Origin of the sequence: Streptococcus infantis (assembly GCF_000960085.1) — a bacterium.
GTDB classification, from domain to species: Bacteria; Bacillota; Bacilli; order Lactobacillales; family Streptococcaceae; genus Streptococcus; species Streptococcus infantis_C.
Genome location: NZ_JYGT01000006.1, coordinates 44,305 through 61,817, shown reverse-complemented (window position 1 = coordinate 61,817; position 17,513 = coordinate 44,305). Strand labels below are relative to the sequence as shown.

The window sequence follows — 17,513 nt, the reverse complement described above, 5'->3', positions numbered from 1 at the left end:
GATGAAACGATGGATCGCACTAAACAAGATAGAATTTCTATTGACCAAACGACAATTAGTCTATTATCTGTTATCCGTAGGGATGCCGACAGCCTTCTATTTATTCTTTTCAGGTATGTACCAGGACACACCAGGTGGACCGGCTAATTTTATGCGCGACTACCTTATCTCCATGACGGCCTTTTCCATGATGTCGACAGCTATCTTTTCATTCCCAGTTGTTTTACATACCGATAAAATCAACAACTGGCAGAAAACATTACGCCATACTCCAGTAAATATGGTAGAATATTATCTGTCAAAGATAACAAGTATGATAGTTGATTATTTGGTTTCAATTCTGGTTGTTTTCTCAATTGGGCATTTTGTAAGAGGTGTGGATATGTCTCTTGGAAACTGGATTGGGGCTGCGTTCTTGCTGATAGTAGGAAGTGTAGCTTTTGTAGCTCTTGGCTTGACCTTGACTCTCTTACCTTCTAGTCAGTTGATGTCTGTCGTAGGCAATCTTCTTTACTTTGGCTTGGCTGTGTTAGGCGGACTCTGGATGCCTGTCTCTTTATTTCCAGATTGGATGCAAGCAATCGGGAAGTGCCTACCAACTTATCAGTTGATGGAGTTGCTCAAGAGCTTCTTAAACGAGGGTAGCATCAATCTGTCAGCCTCAGTTTATCTACTTGTTTTTTCAGCAGTTTTGTTTGGTTTGACCATTTACCTTCAAAGTCATAAGGAGAATGCTTAATGCTTGAAAGACTGAAAAGCATACATTATATGTTTTGGGCCAGTTTGATTTTTATGGTTTTTCCCATTGTCCCTGTAGTGACTGGGGAGCTTCCTAGCTGGCATTTATTGATTGATATTCTATTTGTCTTGGCTTACTTAGGTGTTTTAACCACAAAGAGTCAGCGTTTATCCTGGCTCTGTTGGATTATCATGCTAGCCTACGTAGCTGGGTATACCGCCTTTGTTGCTGTAAATTATATCTGGTTCTTCTTTTTCCTTTCCAATCTTTTAACTTATCATTTCGGTGTACGTAGTTTTAATTCTTTACATGTCCGAACTTTTCTCCTTACTCAAGTCCTTGTTGTGGGGCAACTTGTGATTTTTCAGAGAATCGGAGTTGAGTTTCTAGTCTTTCTACTTGGAATTATTACTTTTGTCGATTTGATGACTTTTGGTTTGGTTCGGATTCGAATTGTAGAGGATTTGAAAGAGGCTCAGGCTAAGCAAAATGCCCAGATAAATCTATTGCTTGCTGAAAATGAACGCAGTCGTATCGGTCAGGATTTGCATGATAGTTTGGGGCACACCTTTGCCATGCTGAGTGTTAAAACTGATCTAGCCTTGCAGTTATTTCAAATGCAGGCTTATCCACAGGTGGAGAAGGAATTAAAAGAAATTCACCAGATAAGCAAGGATTCCATGAATGAAGTGCGAACCATTGTGGAAAATCTGAAATCACGGACCCTAGCTTCAGAGCTAGAAACTGTCAAGAAGATGCTTGAGATTGCTGGCATTGAAGTTCAGATTGAGAATCACTTGGACAAGGCAAGCTTGACTCAGGATGTAGAATCGACGGCTGCTATGATTTTGTTAGAACTGGCAACCAATATCATCAAGCATGCCAGAGCTAAAAAAGCCTACCTAAAACTGGAACGAACAGATCAGGAACTGCTCCTGACGGTCAGAGATGATGGGAAAGGCTTTGCAGCTGTAAAAGGAAATGAACTCCATACAGTCCGTGACCGTGCAGCAGCCTTCTCAGGTCAAGTAGAGCTGGTCAGTTTGAAAGATCCCACAGAGGTGCGCGTGCATCTGGCTTATAAGGAGAGAAAGTAGATGAAAGTATTAGTCGCAGAAGATCAAAGTATGCTTAGAGATGCTATGTGCCAGCTCTTAAGCTTTCAACCAGATGTAGAGACTGTCCTGCAGGCAAAAAATGGAGCCGAGGCTATTGAGGTTTTGGGGAAAGAAGCAGCAGATATTGCCATCCTTGACGTCGAAATGCCAGTCAAGACAGGACTCGAAGCACTTGAGTGGATCAAACAAGAAGTGCCTGAAACTAAGGTGGTTATCGTTACGACCTTTAAACGCCCAGGCTATTTTGAACGAGCGGTCAAAGCAGGAGTCGACGCCTATGTCTTGAAAGAGCGAAGCATCGCCGAACTCATGCAAACCCTGCATACGGTGTTAGAGGGACGCAAGGAATATTCTCCAGAGCTGATGGAAGTCATGATGACCCATCCCAATCCCTTGACCGAGCAAGAAGTCGCTGTTTTGCATGGAGTTGCACAGGGGCTCTCCAACCAAGAAATTGCGGATAAGCTCTACCTCTCAAACGGCACCGTCCGTAATTACATGACCAATATCCTCTCCAAACTAGGCGCAAGCAACCGAACCGAAGCAGCCAAAACTGCCGAAGAAGAAGGCTGGTTGTGAGGTGGAAGAAAGAAAAAATCTCTTAGAAATGAATCTAAGAGATTTTTTGTGTTGTTCAGCACTATTTTGCTACCCAGCAGATAGCATCGATTGGTGGGTTTTCGGTATCGATCCAGATGAATTCAATACCCAACAATCTATGAGAATTAAGGTGAAATATTGAAAATGTATAATTTTTTAATTATATAAATAAGATGATTTAGAGGCTCTCCAAAATGTTATTTGATTTTGAATCAACAGAGAAACCTGTAACCGTCTCGAATTTATCAATCATACATTTAATAATTTTTTGAAAATTTTCAACATATTCTTTAAATTGCTCATTTTCCACTGAAAATTTATAATTTTCATGTGCAATACTATTTCGAATATCTCTATACCTTAATATAAACACCTCAGCAGAAATATTTTCGACTTTCTCAACTCCCCCAAGCATTTCAGTTCGTGATAAGTTAATATTCTTTAACAAATCTCTTTCATTAAATATTTGCTCAAAAATATCTGGATAATGTTCCTTTAGCTTATTATCATGTAAGAACTCAAATTTCAAATATTTAGATAATTCCTCCCTAGGTATTTTACCATACAGAACAGATCTAATAGAGTCAAATGTTTTTGTTTGTGGATTCATTAGTAAATTATGTAATTTTTTATCATTTTTATTAGTATTAATAAAATATTTCATTGCTATTGATCCTTTTAAATCCTCAAGTTTAATACCTTTTGAACTTAAAGTAATATTTTCAACATAACGCTGAATTAAAAAGTCTAAAAAATATTCAAATGTTGTATATACTGATAAATAAAGTGAATTGAGTAAGAATGTACTAGCTTCATTATCTAATGTTTTTAGGTCATTTTCATAAATATCAATATACTTTTTGTAATTCTTAAAAATATTATCTACATCCATATTAAATCTAATTCCTGATTAATTTATTTAAAAATTTTCCCCACTCGTATCTTTTTAACACATTAGATGTATTATTTGTTCCTCTCACAAATAAACCTTCATCACTTTTACCAAGGAATTCTAAAAATGACTCTTTAATTTTTTCCTTATATTGTTTTACTTCATCAATTGAAAATCTTGATAAGATAACTAACTGGGTTTCAGCTACAGTCTTGTTGATACTGGTTGCAAGTTCATTACTACTAATTCGCTTAAAAGCATCGTTACCAAAAACAATATTTACTTTCTCTATAGATTTTAAAATGAAATCCTCCAACTCCTCAGATTTTTTTACATCATTCCTATATTCTTTTAAGAACTCAATGATTGCTGTATTCAATCTTCCACCATAAGTGCGTTCCTTTTTCCCATCTAATAGTTTCGGATTTCGCACTTCAATTTTTTTAATAGCAGTAAACGATTCATCAATAAATTCATTTATAACAAATGCACGTAACAAAATTTCGTTATAACCGTATCTCTTCTTAAGGACTACTCTTTTCCCAAATATTTCATCAACAATATCTAATTCACAAGTTTCATTTAATTTGGTCAAAAATACGCCTCTATACATTACATTTAATAGTTCTTGTCCATTTAATTTTATAGAACCTTGATTTATTCTTGAAAATATATCATATTTAATATCTTCCGATGAATCCTTCTGAATTATAACAATAGGTAGTGAAACATTTTTAAACTTTCTCTGAATCCTATCATCAAGTTCAGCAAAGGTTTTCTTATTAAAATCAGATAACGTTGAAAGTCCACTTAATTCCAGAGGTTCCATATAATTTAGATATTCATTTCCTTTCTTAACATTTTTTAAATCATCTTCATTAAGAATTGATTTAAAAAAAGTAAAAACTGTTGTTAAACGTTGTTGACCATCTATCACTTCTAGCGTATCATCATCATTTTCTGATAAAAATATAGTTGGTATAGGGATTGACAATAATAAAGATTCAATAAATTGTGACATTGTTTTTTGATTCCAAACAAATTTCCTTTGGTAGTCAGGCTGTAAAATCAACTCCCCTTCTTTTATCATTCGTATTAAATCTGAGGTAGATTTATCAACTTTATCTATATATAGTTTTCTACTAGATGTAGTTGATTCAACTTCATCCTCAACTTCAGCATCGATATCAATTCGCTCATTATCAATATTTTCTAAAAGCGTATCTTCAGAATACAATTCTAAAATGTTAGTCAAAATATTTTCTCCTTTATTATCTATATATCAAACGATATCCGCCGTGTTTCTATGTTTATTTCACCAACTTCTTCATCTCATCAATACGTGCTACGGTTGCGTCGTATTTAGCTTGGTAGTCGGCTTGTTTGTCGCGTTCTTTTTGGACGACTTCTGGTTTGGCATTGGCTACGAAGCGTTCGTTAGAGAGTTTCTTACCGACCATATCCAGTTCTTTTTGCCATTTAGCCAGTTCCTTGTCGAGACGAGCCAGTTCTTCTTCGACATTGAGGAGGTCTGCCAGTGGCAAGTAGATTTCTGCTCCTGTGATGACGCTTGACATAGCCAGTTCAGGTGCAGGGATGTTTGATGCGATTTCCAAGTGTTCTGGATTTGTGAAGCGTTTGATGTAGTTGACATTGCTGTTAAAGAAGGCTTCCAAGTCGCTATCGCTAGTCTTAACAAGGATGGTGATAGGCTTGCTTGGAGCTACGTTCACTTCCGCACGCGCATTACGAACAGCACGGATCAAGTCTTTGAGACTTTCCACGCCAGTGTGGGCAGCGAGGTCTTCAAAGGCTGGGTTGACAGTTGGGTATGCTGCTGTAACGATAGAGCCTTCTGAGATTTGTCCAAAGATTTCCTCAGTCACGAATGGCATGATTGGGTGAAGAAGACGAAGGATCTTGTCCAAAGTGTAAAGGAGAACAGAGCGTGTGATGACTTTCTCTTCTTCGTTATCGCTATAAAGGACTTCCTTAGTCAACTCAACGTACCAGTCCGCAAACTCATCCCAGATAAAGTTGTAGAGGATGTGACCAGCGACACCAAACTCAAACTTGTCAAAGTTAGCAGTCGCTTTTCCGATAGTTTCATTGAGGTTGTGGAGAATCCAGCGGTCTGTGACATTTCCAGCTTCCTTGTTGACTACTTTTTCGACATTGGCAGTTGCTTGCTCAAGGGTCAAACCTTCATTGTTCATGAGGATGTAGCGAGAGATGTTCCAGATTTTGTTGATGAAGTTCCATGAAGCATCCATTTTCTCGTAAGAGAAGCGCACGTCTTGGCCTGGTGCAGAACCGTTTGAAAGGAACCAGCGAAGGGCATCGGCACCGTATTTCTCGATAACATCCATTGGGTCAATCCCGTTACCGAGTGATTTAGACATCTTGCGTCCTTGCTCGTCACGAATGAGACCGTGGATAAGCACGTTTTGGAATGGCTGACGGCCAGTGAATTCCAAGGATTGGAAGATCATACGAGACACCCAGAAGAAGATGATGTCGTAACCTGTAACCAAGGTTGAAGTTGGGAAGTAACGTTTGAAGTCTTCTGAGTCGACATCAGGCCAGCCCATAGTAGAGAATGGCCAAAGGGCAGAACTGAACCAAGTATCCAAGACGTCTTCGTCCTGAGTCCATCCGTCACCTTCTGGAGCTTCTTCACCGACGTACATTTCACCCTCAGCATTGTACCAAGCAGGAATTTGGTGACCCCACCAGAGCTGACGAGAGATTACCCAGTCGTGGACATTTTCCATCCATTGGAGGAAGGTATCGTTGAAACGAGGTGGGTAGAATTCTACCTTATCGTCTGTGTCTTGATTGGCAATAGCATTTTTGGCCAATTGGTCCATCTTAACGAACCATTGCGTTGACAAGCGTGGCTCAACCACGACACCTGTACGCTCTGAGTGACCAACACTGTGGACACGTTTTTCGATTTTAACGAGGGCACCGATTTCTTCCAACTTAGCAACGACTGCTTTACGGGCGTCAAAACGGTCCATGCCTGCAAATTCGAAGGCCAAGTCGTTCATAGTTCCGTCGTCGTTCATGACATTAACTTGTGGCAAGTTATGGCGTTGACCAACCAAGAAGTCATTTGGATCGTGGGCAGGTGTGATTTTCACAACACCAGTCCCAAACTCAGGATCTGCGTGTTCATCTCCAACGATTGGAATTAATTTATTAGCGATTGGAAGGATGACGTTTTTACCGATCAAGTCCTTGTAGCGTGGGTCTTCTGGATTGACCGCAACGGCAACGTCCCCAAACATAGTCTCTGGACGAGTTGTAGCAACTTCAAGGGCGCGTGAGCCATCTTCCAGCATGTAGTTCATGTGGTAGAAGGCACCTTCGACGTCCTTGTGAATCACCTCGATATCAGAAAGGGCTGTGCGAGCTGCTGGGTCCCAGTTGATGATAAATTCACCACGGTAGATCCAGCCTTTCTTGTAAAGGTCCACAAAGACCTTGCGAACTGCTTTTGACAAACCTTCGTCAAGAGTGAAACGTTCGCGAGAGTAGTCTACAGAGAGCCCCATCTTGCCCCATTGTTCCTTGATAGTAGTGGCATATTCGTCTTTCCATTCCCAAACCTTATCGAGGAATTTTTCACGACCGAGGTCATAACGCGTAATGCCCTCACCACGCAAGCGCTCCTCAACCTTAGCCTGAGTCGCAATCCCCGCGTGGTCCATCCCTGGAAGCCAAAGCGTATCAAAACCTTGCATGCGTTTTTGACGGATGATGATATCCTGCAAAGTCGTATCCCAAGCGTGACCAAGGTGGAGTTTCCCAGTTACGTTTGGTGGTGGAATCACGATAGAGTAAGGCTTAGCCTTTTGATCGCCTGAAGGCTTGAAAACATCAGCATCAAGCCATTTTTGGTAACGACCAGCCTCAACCTCAGCTGGATTGTATTTAGGTGAAAGTTCTTTAGACATGTGTGTGTCCTTTCTAGTTATTTCTATTCTTTTCTTCTATAACTTTTTCAACTATTTTAGTTACTAAAGTTTCAACCATGATTTTCATTTGTTTTTTAAATTCTTCACTTTTTAGATAATCTGTTATCAATTCAAACATAAATTTAATAACAGCTTTTCCACTTTTGACAGCTAAATCCCCAACTTTTGCCATTTTATACTCCTTTTTTTAGCTCGCGAATAATTTTTTTCAGATATTTGTTCTTTGTTGTTTTTTCCAAGAAATCATAAGCGTTTTTCTTTAATTCATCTTTTTCAATATCTGGATTGAGTTCAGCTTCCACTTTTAAAGCATGGTATAATGCTTTAGGTTTTAAGTCAATACTTTTTTGAAATTCAACTAATTGTAATTTTACTTCATTGTCAATTTTTTCTTGTAGCTGGGGTGTTATTAAATCAGCAGGTAATACTTCTTTATACTTATTTATTCCTTCAGATAAGTTTGATTCAAAACGAACTAACTCTTTCTCCTGTTGATTTTCTACTTCCTTAATAATTAAATCTAAACTTTCGTTTTCCATTTTTATACCTCAATACTTTATATGTTATTAATACTATGCAATTTTTTATCACTACTTAATTATTCAGTTTCCCACTCACTCTTCAGCAAGCCATATCTCAAATCATCACAGCGATTGCCTTGGGCATCTTTGCGGTCTCTTATGCGAGCTTCGAGGGTGAAACCAAGCTTCTCAGCGACACGTTGACTTTGGGCATTGTAGCCAAAGCAGGTTAGTTCAATCTTGTGAAGTCCCAATTCTTTAAAACCTAGGTCAATCAAGGCACGCGCTGCTTCGGGCACATAGCCTCGGCCCCAATAGTCTGGGTGCAAGGTATAGCCAATCTCCAGTACATCGTCTTCGTGGCGATGGTTGAAATCAACAGAGCCAATGACTTTATCAGTCCCTTTGACCACAATTCCATAACCAGCTGGGAGATTTTCCTTTTCATTACGCTCGGGAAGGATATGCTCTAGGTAATAAATCTCATCTTTCAAGGTCTTGACAGGTGGAAAACCTGCTGGGTAAGAAACTTCTGGGAGACTAGCGTAGGTATAAATATCCTCAGCATCCGCTACTGTACGGACTCGTAAGATCAGTCGCTCCGTTTCGGTTCGTTCAGGTAATGTTGCTCTTGTCATCCTTTTTCCTCGCTTTCTTAATGAAGCTTCCCATGGGATCAACTCGGTCATCTAGATAACGATAAACGCGCTGATGGCCATCCCCCATAAAGTAAGTCGGTGCAAAACGGTCATTTATAAAATGTCCCTTGTCATCTAAGAGTTCTGGATCAGCCAGTCGCTCAAGAATCTTGGCAAAGATATGGCAGATGCCATCTTCTTCGACAATTCGATCTACTTGGCAATCCAAAACGACTGGACAAGCCTCCAAAATCGGAGCCTGAGTCCGTTCAGAAATCTCATAGTCAAGGCCCAGGTGATTCAACTTCTCCCGATGGCTGATAAAACCAGCTTGCTCCATTTCAAGCATGAGGTTTTCGTCAGGGATGTTCACGGTGAACTGTTGATAATGCTTAATCTGGTCTGCCGCATTTTCCTTAGCACCAACACCGATGACTAGCCAATCGCCTAGACTATAGGAGGAACTGCAAGTCGTAATATTGTGCCCAAAGTTCTGGTCCTGATATCCTAAGATGAAGATAGGAAAACCAAAGTAAAGTTTGCTGGTGTTAAAAGATTGTTTCATGACAATTTCCTTTTGCTAGGGTCCAACAAAAAAATCGCCCCTGTCATCAATCTGACAGGGACGAATGTGTTTAATCCGCGGTACCACCCAATTTCGGGCAGAGCCCGCAACTCTAATCTTCTTGTTTCTCTTTTATGACGTCGTTAGCTCGTCTTGCCGTACTTGAGTACAGCCTGCAACTCGCTGCCTAGTCCTAAAAGGAAGCAAAAAGATTTATATGCAATTTTTAATTTCAACTCACTAGCAACCAGTTTTGACACATTTGTGGACTTCTCAGCTCCGCCACTTTCTGTAAAATGTGGGACTCAAAACACCTCTAATGGCTATATTTTAACAAGTTTTTGACGGAAAAGCAAGGAACAAGAAAGATTACTTGAACTTGATGCCGTTTTCTTTTAATTTCTTGATTGTAGCTGGACCGATTCCTTTCAAAGCAAGGAGTTCTTTTTCTGTCCAGTTTTTGAAGTCAGCAGCAGACTTAATTCCTTCATCGTAGAAAGTCTTGGCACGGTCGACTGAAAGTCCACCTAGGTTGGCTGCGAATTCTTCTACTGAGCTTGTAACCTTTTGAGCTTGTTCTTTAGTTGCTTCTACAGTTTTTTCAACTTGTTTAGAAACGGCTTTACCAGCGTTGTTCGCTGCTTTTTCAGCGTGCTTCACAACTTTTTTTGTTTCTTCGACAACCTTGTTTACTGCGTTTGAAAGTGCGCCTGAGCGACGAAGACTATTTCTTAGTTGTTTTTTACGTTGTAGTTTTTTTGACATGGTAAAATCCTTTCAATAAAAAACCCCTGTGACTAAACAAGGATAAATCTTTATGTTTTATTGTATCAACTTTCTTTGGGAAATGCAAGGCTTGTTAGTTTAGAAAGATAGGAGTTATATAGGAAATTCCGCCTTAGAATAAGAAAAGATGATAGAAGAAATGCGAAAAATATGGTATAATGAAACGATAGATTTTTGAATAGGAATACAATCATGTTTGGATTTTTAAAAAAAGATAAAGTTACAGAAACACCGGCGCTAGTGCCAGCTCACATCGGAGTTATCATGGATGGGAATGGTCGTTGGGCTAAAAAACGCATGCAGCCACGTGTCTTTGGTCATAAGGCTGGGATGGATGCTCTGAGAACAGTAGCCATTGCTGCTAGTGATATGGGTGTCAAAGCTATGACAGTTTATGCCTTCTCGACTGAAAACTGGACTCGTCCAGAACAGGAAGTTAAGTTTATCATGAACCTTCCGGTTGAATTTTACGATAAGTATGTCCCTGAGTTGCACCAAAAGAATATGAAGATTCAAATGATTGGGGAGACTGATCGTTTGCCTAAACAAACTTTTGAAGCTTTGAAAAAGGCAGAAGAGTTGACCAAGTTGAATACTGGTTTGATTCTCAATTTTGCCCTTAATTACGGTGGACGAGCTGAAATTACACAGGCAGTCAAGTTGATTGCGCAGGATGTTTTGGATGCCAAGGTGAATCCAGGCGATATTACAGAAGAGTTGATTGGAGAATATCTCTTTACAGGGCATTTGCCGAAAACTTTGCGTGATCCAGATTTAATCATCCGAACTAGTGGCGAGCTTCGCTTGAGTAATTTCTTGCCTTGGCAAGCAGCTTATAGTGAACTTTATTTCACAGATGTCTTGTGGCCTGACTTTGATGAGGAAGCCTTGAAGGAAGCTATTGCAGAGTTTAACCGCCGCAATCGTCGATTTGGAGGAGTATAGGAGAATTATGAAAAAGGACTTAATAAAGAGGACTATATTTGCCGCTTTGGCCCTAGCTATCTTTATCCCACTCTTGATGGTTGGAGGGCTTTGGTTACAGATTGTGATGGGTATTTTAGCCATGCTTGGAGTTCGTGAATTGCTTCAGATGAAAGGCTTAAACACCATGACCCCTGAGGGTTTGTTGATCTTGTTAGCAACTTTTGTACTAACTATTCCCTTGGAAAACTATCTGACCTTTTTGCCCGTAGATGGAAATGTCGTCGCATACAGTGTTGTAATTTTTGTTATGCTTGGAGCGACTGTCTTCAGCAAAAACTACACGATTGAGGATGCCGCCTTCCCAATTGCTATGAGCTTCTATGTTGGTTTTGGATTCAACGCTTTAGTCGATGCTCGAATCGCTGGCTTGGATAAAGCACTTTTGGCTCTCTGTATCGTGTGGGCAACAGATAGTGGTGCTTATCTCGTAGGAATGAATTTCGGTAAGAGAAGATTGGCTCCAAGAGTTTCTCCTAATAAATCAGTCGAAGGAGCTTTTGGTGGGATTGTCGCTGCTATGCTTGTCACACTCATCTTTATGTTAGTGGATAGCACAGTTGCCCTTCCTTATGGCATTTATAAAATGATGCTCTTTGCCATTTTCTTTAGTATTGCAGGTCAATTGGGCGACTTGATTGAAAGTGCCATGAAACGCCATTTTGGAGTCAAGGATTCAGGCTTCTTTATCCCAGGGCATGGCGGAGTACTGGATCGTTTTGATTCTATGCTAGCAGTTTTCCCTATTATGCACCTCTTTGGCTTATTTTAAGGAAAGGTGAACAGGTATTAAATGTTAGGATTATTAACCTTTATCCTTGTTTTTGGAATTATAGTGGTGGTTCACGAGTTCGGACATTTTTACTTTGCCAAGAAGTCTGGCATTCTGGTTCGTGAATTTGCCATTGGAATGGGACCAAAAATCTTTTCCCATATCGGGAAAGACGGGACAGCTTACACGATTCGTCTCCTACCGTTGGGTGGTTATGTCCGCATGGCAGGTTGGGTCGAGGATACCACAGAGATTAAGACAGGAACTCCTGTTAGTTTGACTTTGGCCGAGGATGGCAAGGTTAAGCGTATCAATCTTTCTGGTAAGAAGGTCGACCAAACAGCCCTTCCGATGCAGGTAACCCAATATGACTTTGAGGATAAACTCTTTATCACAGGTTTGGTCTTAGAAGAGGAAAAAACGTTCTCCGTAGACCATGATGCAACTATTGTGGAATCTGATGGAACGGAAGTTCGTATCGCTCCGCTAGACGATCAATATCAAAATGCAACTGTCTGGGGCAAATTGATTACCAACTTTGCAGGCCCCATGAATAACTTTATCCTAGGAGTTGTCGTCTTCTGGATTTTGATTTTCATGCAAGGTGGTGTTCGTGATACACAAAGTAATAACTTTAGTATCATCCCTGATAGCGCGATTGCAAAGGTCGGTATTGAAAATACGGCCCAAATCACTAAAGTCGGTTCACACGAAATCAGTAACTGGCAAGATTTGATTCAGGCAGTGGAAGCAGAGACCAAGGATAAAACAGCACCTGTTTTAGATGTGACAGTCTCTGAAAATGGAACTGAAAAACAAGTCAGTGTGACACCTGAGGAAAGCCAAGGGCGTTATATTTTGGGTGTTCAACGGAGACTCAAATCAGATATCTGGTCTATGTTTGTAGGTGGATTCACATCTGCAGCTGACTCAGCCTTGCGCATTCTCAATGCCTTGAAAAACTTGATTTTCCAACCTGACCTGAATAAACTGGGTGGTCCTGTTGCCATCTTTAAGGCAAGTAGCGATGCTGCTAAGAATGGACTTGAAAACGTCCTATTCTTCTTGGCTATGATTTCTATCAATATCGGGATTTTCAACTTAATTCCTATCCCGGCACTTGATGGTGGGAAAATCGTGCTCAACATCATCGAAGCTATTCGCCGCAAACCACTGAAACAAGAAATTGAAACCTATGTTACTCTAGTCGGAGTTGTGATTATGGTTGTCTTGATGATCGCCGTTACATGGAACGACATCATGCGAACCTTCTTTTAAGAATTAGAGGAAAAATATGAAACAAAGTAAAATGCTAATCCCAACGCTTCGCGAAATGCCAAGCGATGCTCAAGTTATCAGCCACGCTCTTATGTTGCGTGCTGGTTATGTTCGTCAAGTATCAGCAGGAGTCTATTCTTACCTGCCACTTGCTAACCGTGTTATCGAAAAAGCTAAAAAAATCATGCGCCAGGAATTTGACAAAATTGGTGCGGTTGAGATGTTGGCGCCAGCCCTTCTCAGTGCGGACCTTTGGCGTGAATCTGGCCGTTATGATACTTACGGTGAAGACTTGTACAAATTGAAAAACCGTGAAGGATCTGACTTTATCCTAGGTCCTACTCACGAAGAAACCTTCACAGCGATTGTCCGTGATTCTGTCAAGTCTTACAAGCAATTGCCACTGAACTTGTACCAAATCCAACCTAAATACCGTGATGAAAAACGTCCACGTAATGGACTTCTTCGTACGCGTGAATTCATCATGAAAGACGGCTATAGCTTCCATGCTAACTACGATAGCTTGGATGTAACCTATGATGAGTACAAGGCAGCTTACGAGCGTATCTTTACTCGTAGTGGTTTGGACTTCAAAGCCATCATCGGTGACGGTGGAGCTATGGGTGGTAAGGATAGCCAAGAATTTATGGCCATCACACCTGCTCGTACAGACCTTGACCGTTGGGTTGTTTTAGACAAGTCTGTCGCATCATTTGATGAGATTCCTGTAGATGTACAGAAAGAAATCAAGGCAGAATTGCTCAAATGGATGGTTTCAGGTGAAGATACCATTGCCTACTCAAGTGAGTCAAGCTATGCAGCTAACTTGGAGATGGCAACTAATGCCTATAAACCAAGCAACCGTGTTGTGACTGAAGATCAAGTAACTCGCGTGGAAACACCAGGTGTCAAATCGATTGATGAAGTTGCTGCTTTCTTGAGTGTCTCTGAAGAGCAAACAATCAAGACCTTGGTGTATATCGCAGACGAGGAACCGGTTGTGGCTCTACTCGTTGGCAATGACCAACTCAATGAAGTAAAATTGAAAAACTATCTTGGATCAGATTTCTTGGAACCTGCAACTGAGGCAGAAGTGAAAGAATTGTTGGGAGCGGACTTTGGTTCACTTGGCCCAGTAAATCTTCCAGAAAATGTTAAGATTATCGCTGACCGCAAGGTACAAGATAGCCGTAATGCGGTTGCTGGTGCAAATGAAGATGGTTACCACTTGACTGGTGTTAACCCAGGTCGTGATTTCACTGCTGAGTATGTCGATATCCGTGAAGTTCGTGAGGGTGAAATCTCTCCTGACGGACAAGGTGTTCTCAACTTTGCGCGTGGTATCGAGATTGGTCACATCTTCAAACTGGGGACTCGTTACTCAGCAAGTATGGGTGCAGATGTCTTGGACGAAAATGGCCGTGCGGTACCAATCATCATGGGATGCTACGGTATCGGTGTTAGTCGTCTCCTTTCAGCAGTTATGGAGCAACACGCTCGCCTCTTTGTGAACAAAACACCTAAAGGGGAATACCGTTACGCTTGGGGAATCAATTTCCCTAAAGAATTGGCGCCATTTGATGTGCACTTGATTCCAGTTAATGTCAAGGACGAAGCAAGTCTTGAATTAACCAACCGTATCGAAGAAGCCTTGGTAAACAAAGGTTACGAAGTTTTGACGGATGACCGTAACGAACGTGTCGGTGTTAAATTCAGTGACAGCGACTTGATTGGTCTTCCAATCCGTATCACTGTTGGTAAGAAAGCAGCTGACGGGATTGTAGAAGTGAAGATCAAGGCGACAGGGGATACAATCGAAGTTCATGCAGATAACTTGCTTGAAACCCTTGAAATCCTAACAAATAAATAAAATCTATAATCAGAAGAAAAACAAGACAAAAATGTAACTAGTTTTTGCCTTGTTTTTTCTCTATAATGAGATAAAATAAAGATAAAAAGAGTAAATAAAGAGGTAGAGCTATGCTAAAATTTCCAAAGGATTTTGTCTGGGGTTCCTCAACTTCTGGGCCACAGACAGAAGGGCGAGTGCCTGGTGATGGAAAGGGAGATAATCTCTGGGATTATTGGTTTCAAGTGGAACCAAATCGCTACTATAATGGGATTGGACCAGACAAAACATCGACCTTCTATGAAAACTGGGAAAAGGATATCGAACTTTTGTTAGAAACAGGTCATACAGCCTTTCGGACCTCTATCCAGTGGTCTCGTATTTTCCCACAGGGGCGTGGGGAAGTCAATCCTCAAGGTGTGGCTTTTTACCGTCAGGTCTTTGAAGCTATTAAGGCTAAGGGAATCCGTCTCTTAGTCAATCTCTATCATTTTGATCTGCCTTTTGCCCTTCAAGAGGATGGCGATGGTTGGGAAAACAAGGCGACCATTAAGGCTTACGAAGACTATGCTCGTTTCTGTTTTGAGACCTATGGAGACTTGGTGGACCAATGGATTACCTTCAATGAGCCTATCGTTCCTGTTGAGTTTGGCTATTTTTATGATGCCCATTATCCACATAAGGTGGATGCCAAAGCTGCAGTTCAGGTAGCTTATAACACTCAACTGGCTAGTAGTCTTGCGGTTAAGGCTTGTCATGAGGTTTTGCCTGATTCTAAGATTGGAATTGTCCTCAACTTGACACCAGCCTATCCACGTAGTCAGCATCCTGCGGATGTCAAGGCTGCACGCATTGCCGACCTCTTTCAGGCACAATCTTTCCTAGATCCATCTGTCTTGGGAACTTATCCAGAAGAATTGAAGGAAATTTTAGCTGAGCATGATTTGCTCCCAGATTCTACAGCTGAGGAGTTGGAACTTATTCGTGAGCACACAGTAGATTTCCTTGGAGTCAACTACTACCAACCCTTGCGTGTCATGGCGCCACGTTTTGCTAGGCATCCTGACAGCCCGCTCTTGCCAGAGCATTTCTATGAACCTTACGTCATGCCTGGGCGTAAAATAAATCCACACCGTGGCTGGGAAATCTACGAGCAAGGGATTTACCATATCGCTCAAAACATCAAGGAAAACTATGGCAATATCGAGTGGATGTTGACAGAGAATGGGATGGGCGTTGAAGGTGAAGATAAATTCCGTGAGAATGGAATGATTCAGGATGATTATCGTATTGACTTTGTTAAAGGTCACCTTCGTGAGCTTCATCGTGCTATCGAAGATGGTGCCAACTGTAAAGGCTACTTGATCTGGACCTTTATCGATTGTTGGTCATGGCTCAATAGCTATAAAAACCGTTATGGCTTGGTTGAGCTAGACTTAGAAACGCAAGAACGCCGTCTGAAAAAATCAGGCCACTGGTTCAAAGAACTCAGTGACAATAATGGATTTTAAAAGTAAAATAACCAATTAGATTAAGAAAAAACCATTGGAAATCAATTCTTTACGAGTTTTTCCAATGGTTTTTCTTGTTTTATAATAATCCGATAAAAAGTAACAAAGCTGACAGAGCAATAAAGGCTAGGGTTGCTAGACCACGTTGGCCTGGACTGTAAATTTTTCGTTCTCCTCGAACTGGGAAAACGATAGCTAGTAATGTGCCACCGACAGCTCCACCTACGTGTCCAGCAAGGCTGATTCCTGGTATTAAAACACTACCTACTAGGTTGATGACCAAGAGGGAGAGGTAAGATTGACCAAGCTGTTGAAGATAGGGGTTGCGTGAGGCATAACGGAGAACGACAATAGAAGCGAACATGCCATAGAGGGCAGTTGAAGCACCTGCAGTAATGGCATTGGGACTAAAAACGAGGACAAAGAGATTTCCCATCATACCTGATAGAAGGTAGATAAAGAAAAACTGATTGGAGCCAAAGATTTGCTCCATCTGACGTCCCAAGAAGTAAAGAGAAAGCATATTGACTAAAAAGTGCTCCAAGCCAATGTGAACAAAGGTTGCTGAGAATAGGCGCCAGATTTGTTCAGGCATGGCCTTGATTGCTGGGGGATAAACAGCTCCGAATTTATACAAGGTGGCTGCGCTTGTGTAGTTGAAACCACTAGTTAGAAACATGAGTATAAAAACCAGGGTGGTCACGAGAAGAAAGAAGCTCGTGACAGGATAACGACGATCAAAAATCTCTTTCATAGATGAGTACCTCCTCAACGGGAATATCGTAGTGATCAGGTTGAAAATTCTGAATCTGGCATGGGTAAAGCGTACTAATGGTATGGCCTGGGAAATGCTCCAAGTAGCGGTCGTAATAGCCACCTCCGTAGCCAACCCGATAACCAGAAGTATTGAAAGCTAAACCGGGAACATGAATCAGGTCAATCTGCGAGGGTTCAAGGATAGTAGCCTCTCCCTGTGGTTCAAGAAGTCCAAAAGAATTTCTTTCAAGTTTCTCTGGTTCATAGAGCACCAAGTCCATTTTCCCTTGTGGATAAGTTTTGGGAATGAGAATCGTCTTCCCATCTTTTTGAGCTTGTTCGATGAGTTCAGCTGTCTGAAATTCATGAGGAAAAGACAGGTAAGTAGCGATGGTTTTTGCTTCCTTATAAAAAGGATGTTGAAAGAACTGCTCTGTGAGCCAATCGTTCATGCTCTGCTTTTCTTCCTTGGATAGAGACTTAAGTCCTTGCAAGACCTGCTTGCGTAAGCTTTTCTTCAT

At 41.0% G+C, this 17,513-nt stretch carries 18 protein-coding genes; 8 read left to right on the top strand and 10 right to left on the bottom strand.

Going from position 1 to position 17,513, the window contains the following annotated elements; genetic code table 11:
- Nucleotide 1: 1 nt before the first annotated feature.
- The 3 genes from TZ94_RS02460 to TZ94_RS02450 are packed head-to-tail and all read left to right on the top strand — an operon-like array spanning nt 2 to nt 2,436.
- Nucleotides 2–739, top strand: a complete 738-nt coding sequence (locus tag TZ94_RS02460; protein WP_045613825.1) for an ABC transporter permease — start codon at nt 2–4, stop codon at nt 737–739.
- Nucleotides 739–1,836 (top strand): sensor histidine kinase, encoded by a 1,098-nt coding sequence (locus tag TZ94_RS02455; protein WP_045613822.1) that lies wholly within the window; start codon nt 739–741, stop codon nt 1,834–1,836. The genes TZ94_RS02460 and TZ94_RS02455 overlap by 1 nt, the downstream gene beginning before the upstream one ends.
- Nucleotides 1,837–2,436 carry a response regulator transcription factor gene (locus TZ94_RS02450; RefSeq protein WP_045613820.1) on the top strand — a complete coding sequence of 200 codons (600 nt, stop codon included), beginning with the start codon at nt 1,837–1,839 and terminating at the stop codon, nt 2,434–2,436.
- 199 nt (nt 2,437–2,635) lie between these two features.
- Here the strand turns inward: TZ94_RS02450 and TZ94_RS02445 are convergent, their stop codons facing one another.
- The 8 genes from TZ94_RS02445 to TZ94_RS02410 all read right to left on the bottom strand — a co-directional run bounded on the left by TZ94_RS02445 (nt 2,636) and on the right by TZ94_RS02410 (nt 9,821).
- Nucleotides 2,636–3,349 (bottom strand): MAE_28990/MAE_18760 family HEPN-like nuclease, encoded by a 714-nt coding sequence (locus TZ94_RS02445; protein ID WP_045613818.1) that lies wholly within the window; start codon nt 3,347–3,349, stop codon nt 2,636–2,638.
- A 7-nt stretch (nt 3,350–3,356) separates the two neighbouring features.
- Nucleotides 3,357–4,604: a GmrSD restriction endonuclease domain-containing protein gene (locus tag TZ94_RS02440; protein ID WP_045613817.1), complete on the bottom strand. Its 1,248-nt coding sequence runs from the start codon at nt 4,602–4,604 to the stop codon at nt 3,357–3,359.
- 55 nt (nt 4,605–4,659) lie between these two features.
- On the bottom strand, nt 4,660–7,311 hold the full coding sequence (locus TZ94_RS02435) for a valine--tRNA ligase (RefSeq protein WP_045613815.1): 2,652 nt from the start codon (nt 7,309–7,311) through the stop codon (nt 4,660–4,662).
- A 13-nt stretch (nt 7,312–7,324) separates the two neighbouring features.
- Nucleotides 7,325–7,504 (bottom strand): hypothetical protein, encoded by a 180-nt coding sequence (locus tag TZ94_RS02430; protein WP_045613813.1) that lies wholly within the window; start codon nt 7,502–7,504, stop codon nt 7,325–7,327.
- Nucleotide 7,505: 1 nt separating this feature from the next.
- Complete coding sequence (locus TZ94_RS02425) at nt 7,506–7,871, bottom strand: hypothetical protein (protein WP_045613811.1); 366 nt, start codon at nt 7,869–7,871, stop codon at nt 7,506–7,508.
- 59 nt (nt 7,872–7,930) lie between these two features.
- The gene (locus tag TZ94_RS02420; RefSeq protein WP_045613809.1) at nt 7,931–8,491 is read right to left on the bottom strand and encodes a GNAT family N-acetyltransferase; all 561 of its coding nucleotides are present in this window, start codon (nt 8,489–8,491) and stop codon (nt 7,931–7,933) included.
- Nucleotides 8,469–9,056, bottom strand: a complete 588-nt coding sequence (locus tag TZ94_RS02415) for a flavin reductase family protein (RefSeq protein ID WP_045613807.1) — start codon at nt 9,054–9,056, stop codon at nt 8,469–8,471. Before TZ94_RS02415 ends, TZ94_RS02420 begins: the two co-directional genes overlap by 23 nt.
- Before the next feature lie 369 nt (nt 9,057–9,425).
- Nucleotides 9,426–9,821 carry a helix-hairpin-helix domain-containing protein gene (locus TZ94_RS02410; protein WP_006151340.1) on the bottom strand — a complete coding sequence of 132 codons (396 nt, stop codon included), beginning with the start codon at nt 9,819–9,821 and terminating at the stop codon, nt 9,426–9,428.
- 213 nt (nt 9,822–10,034) lie between these two features.
- Here TZ94_RS02410 and TZ94_RS02405 point away from each other — a divergent pair, with 213 nt between their 5' ends.
- The 5 genes from TZ94_RS02405 (at nt 10,035) to TZ94_RS02385 (ending at nt 16,236) form a co-directional block, all read left to right on the top strand.
- Nucleotides 10,035–10,787: an isoprenyl transferase gene (locus tag TZ94_RS02405; RefSeq protein ID WP_045613803.1), complete on the top strand. Its 753-nt coding sequence runs from the start codon at nt 10,035–10,037 to the stop codon at nt 10,785–10,787.
- A gap of 7 nt (nt 10,788–10,794) precedes the next feature.
- Entirely contained in the window at nt 10,795–11,598 is an 804-nt protein-coding gene (locus TZ94_RS02400) for a phosphatidate cytidylyltransferase (RefSeq protein ID WP_045613801.1), read from the top strand.
- A 21-nt stretch (nt 11,599–11,619) separates the two neighbouring features.
- Nucleotides 11,620–12,876 (top strand): RIP metalloprotease RseP, encoded by a 1,257-nt coding sequence (rseP, locus tag TZ94_RS02395; RefSeq protein ID WP_045613799.1) that lies wholly within the window; start codon nt 11,620–11,622, stop codon nt 12,874–12,876.
- 16 nt (nt 12,877–12,892) lie between these two features.
- A complete protein-coding gene (locus tag TZ94_RS02390; protein WP_045613797.1) occupies nt 12,893–14,746 on the top strand; it encodes a proline--tRNA ligase in 1,854 nt (617 codons plus the stop codon).
- 110 nt (nt 14,747–14,856) lie between these two features.
- Nucleotides 14,857–16,236, top strand: coding sequence for a glycoside hydrolase family 1 protein (locus TZ94_RS02385; protein ID WP_045613795.1), 1,380 nt, complete (start codon nt 14,857–14,859; stop codon nt 16,234–16,236).
- Between the two features lie 79 nt (nt 16,237–16,315).
- Here TZ94_RS02385 and TZ94_RS02380 read toward each other — a convergent pair whose 3' ends face one another.
- The gene (locus tag TZ94_RS02380) at nt 16,316–16,990 is read right to left on the bottom strand and encodes a rhomboid family intramembrane serine protease (RefSeq protein WP_045613793.1); all 675 of its coding nucleotides are present in this window, start codon (nt 16,988–16,990) and stop codon (nt 16,316–16,318) included.
- Nucleotides 16,974–17,513 (bottom strand): 5-formyltetrahydrofolate cyclo-ligase, encoded by a 540-nt coding sequence (locus TZ94_RS02375; RefSeq protein ID WP_045613791.1) that lies wholly within the window; start codon nt 17,511–17,513, stop codon nt 16,974–16,976. The genes TZ94_RS02380 and TZ94_RS02375 overlap by 17 nt, the downstream gene beginning before the upstream one ends.

Bases quoted from the DNA above. Each gene is read 5' to 3' on its own strand.
- TZ94_RS02430 (WP_045613813.1), bottom strand. From the start codon at position 7,504: ATGGCAAAAGTTGGGGATTTAGCTGTCAAAAGTGGAAAAGCTGTTATT.
- TZ94_RS02400 (WP_045613801.1), top strand. From the start codon at position 10,795: ATGAAAAAGGACTTAATAAAGAGGACTATATTTGCCGCTTTGGCCCTA.
- TZ94_RS02420 (WP_045613809.1), bottom strand. From the start codon at position 8,491: ATGACAAGAGCAACATTACCTGAACGAACCGAAACGGAGCGACTGATC.
- rseP (WP_045613799.1), top strand. From the start codon at position 11,620: ATGTTAGGATTATTAACCTTTATCCTTGTTTTTGGAATTATAGTGGTG.
- TZ94_RS02405 (WP_045613803.1), top strand. From the start codon at position 10,035: ATGTTTGGATTTTTAAAAAAAGATAAAGTTACAGAAACACCGGCGCTA.
- TZ94_RS02375 (WP_045613791.1), bottom strand. From the start codon at position 17,513: ATGAAGAAAAGCTTACGCAAGCAGGTCTTGCAAGGACTTAAGTCTCTA.
- TZ94_RS02445 (WP_045613818.1), bottom strand. From the start codon at position 3,349: ATGGATGTAGATAATATTTTTAAGAATTACAAAAAGTATATTGATATT.
- TZ94_RS02425 (WP_045613811.1), bottom strand. From the start codon at position 7,871: ATGGAAAACGAAAGTTTAGATTTAATTATTAAGGAAGTAGAAAATCAA.
- TZ94_RS02410 (WP_006151340.1), bottom strand. From the start codon at position 9,821: ATGTCAAAAAAACTACAACGTAAAAAACAACTAAGAAATAGTCTTCGT.
- TZ94_RS02390 (WP_045613797.1), top strand. From the start codon at position 12,893: ATGAAACAAAGTAAAATGCTAATCCCAACGCTTCGCGAAATGCCAAGC.
- TZ94_RS02435 (WP_045613815.1), bottom strand. From the start codon at position 7,311: ATGTCTAAAGAACTTTCACCTAAATACAATCCAGCTGAGGTTGAGGCT.
- TZ94_RS02415 (WP_045613807.1), bottom strand. From the start codon at position 9,056: ATGAAACAATCTTTTAACACCAGCAAACTTTACTTTGGTTTTCCTATC.
- TZ94_RS02385 (WP_045613795.1), top strand. From the start codon at position 14,857: ATGCTAAAATTTCCAAAGGATTTTGTCTGGGGTTCCTCAACTTCTGGG.
- TZ94_RS02460 (WP_045613825.1), top strand. From the start codon at position 2: ATGAAACGATGGATCGCACTAAACAAGATAGAATTTCTATTGACCAAA.
- TZ94_RS02380 (WP_045613793.1), bottom strand. From the start codon at position 16,990: ATGAAAGAGATTTTTGATCGTCGTTATCCTGTCACGAGCTTCTTTCTT.
- TZ94_RS02450 (WP_045613820.1), top strand. From the start codon at position 1,837: ATGAAAGTATTAGTCGCAGAAGATCAAAGTATGCTTAGAGATGCTATG.
- TZ94_RS02455 (WP_045613822.1), top strand. From the start codon at position 739: ATGCTTGAAAGACTGAAAAGCATACATTATATGTTTTGGGCCAGTTTG.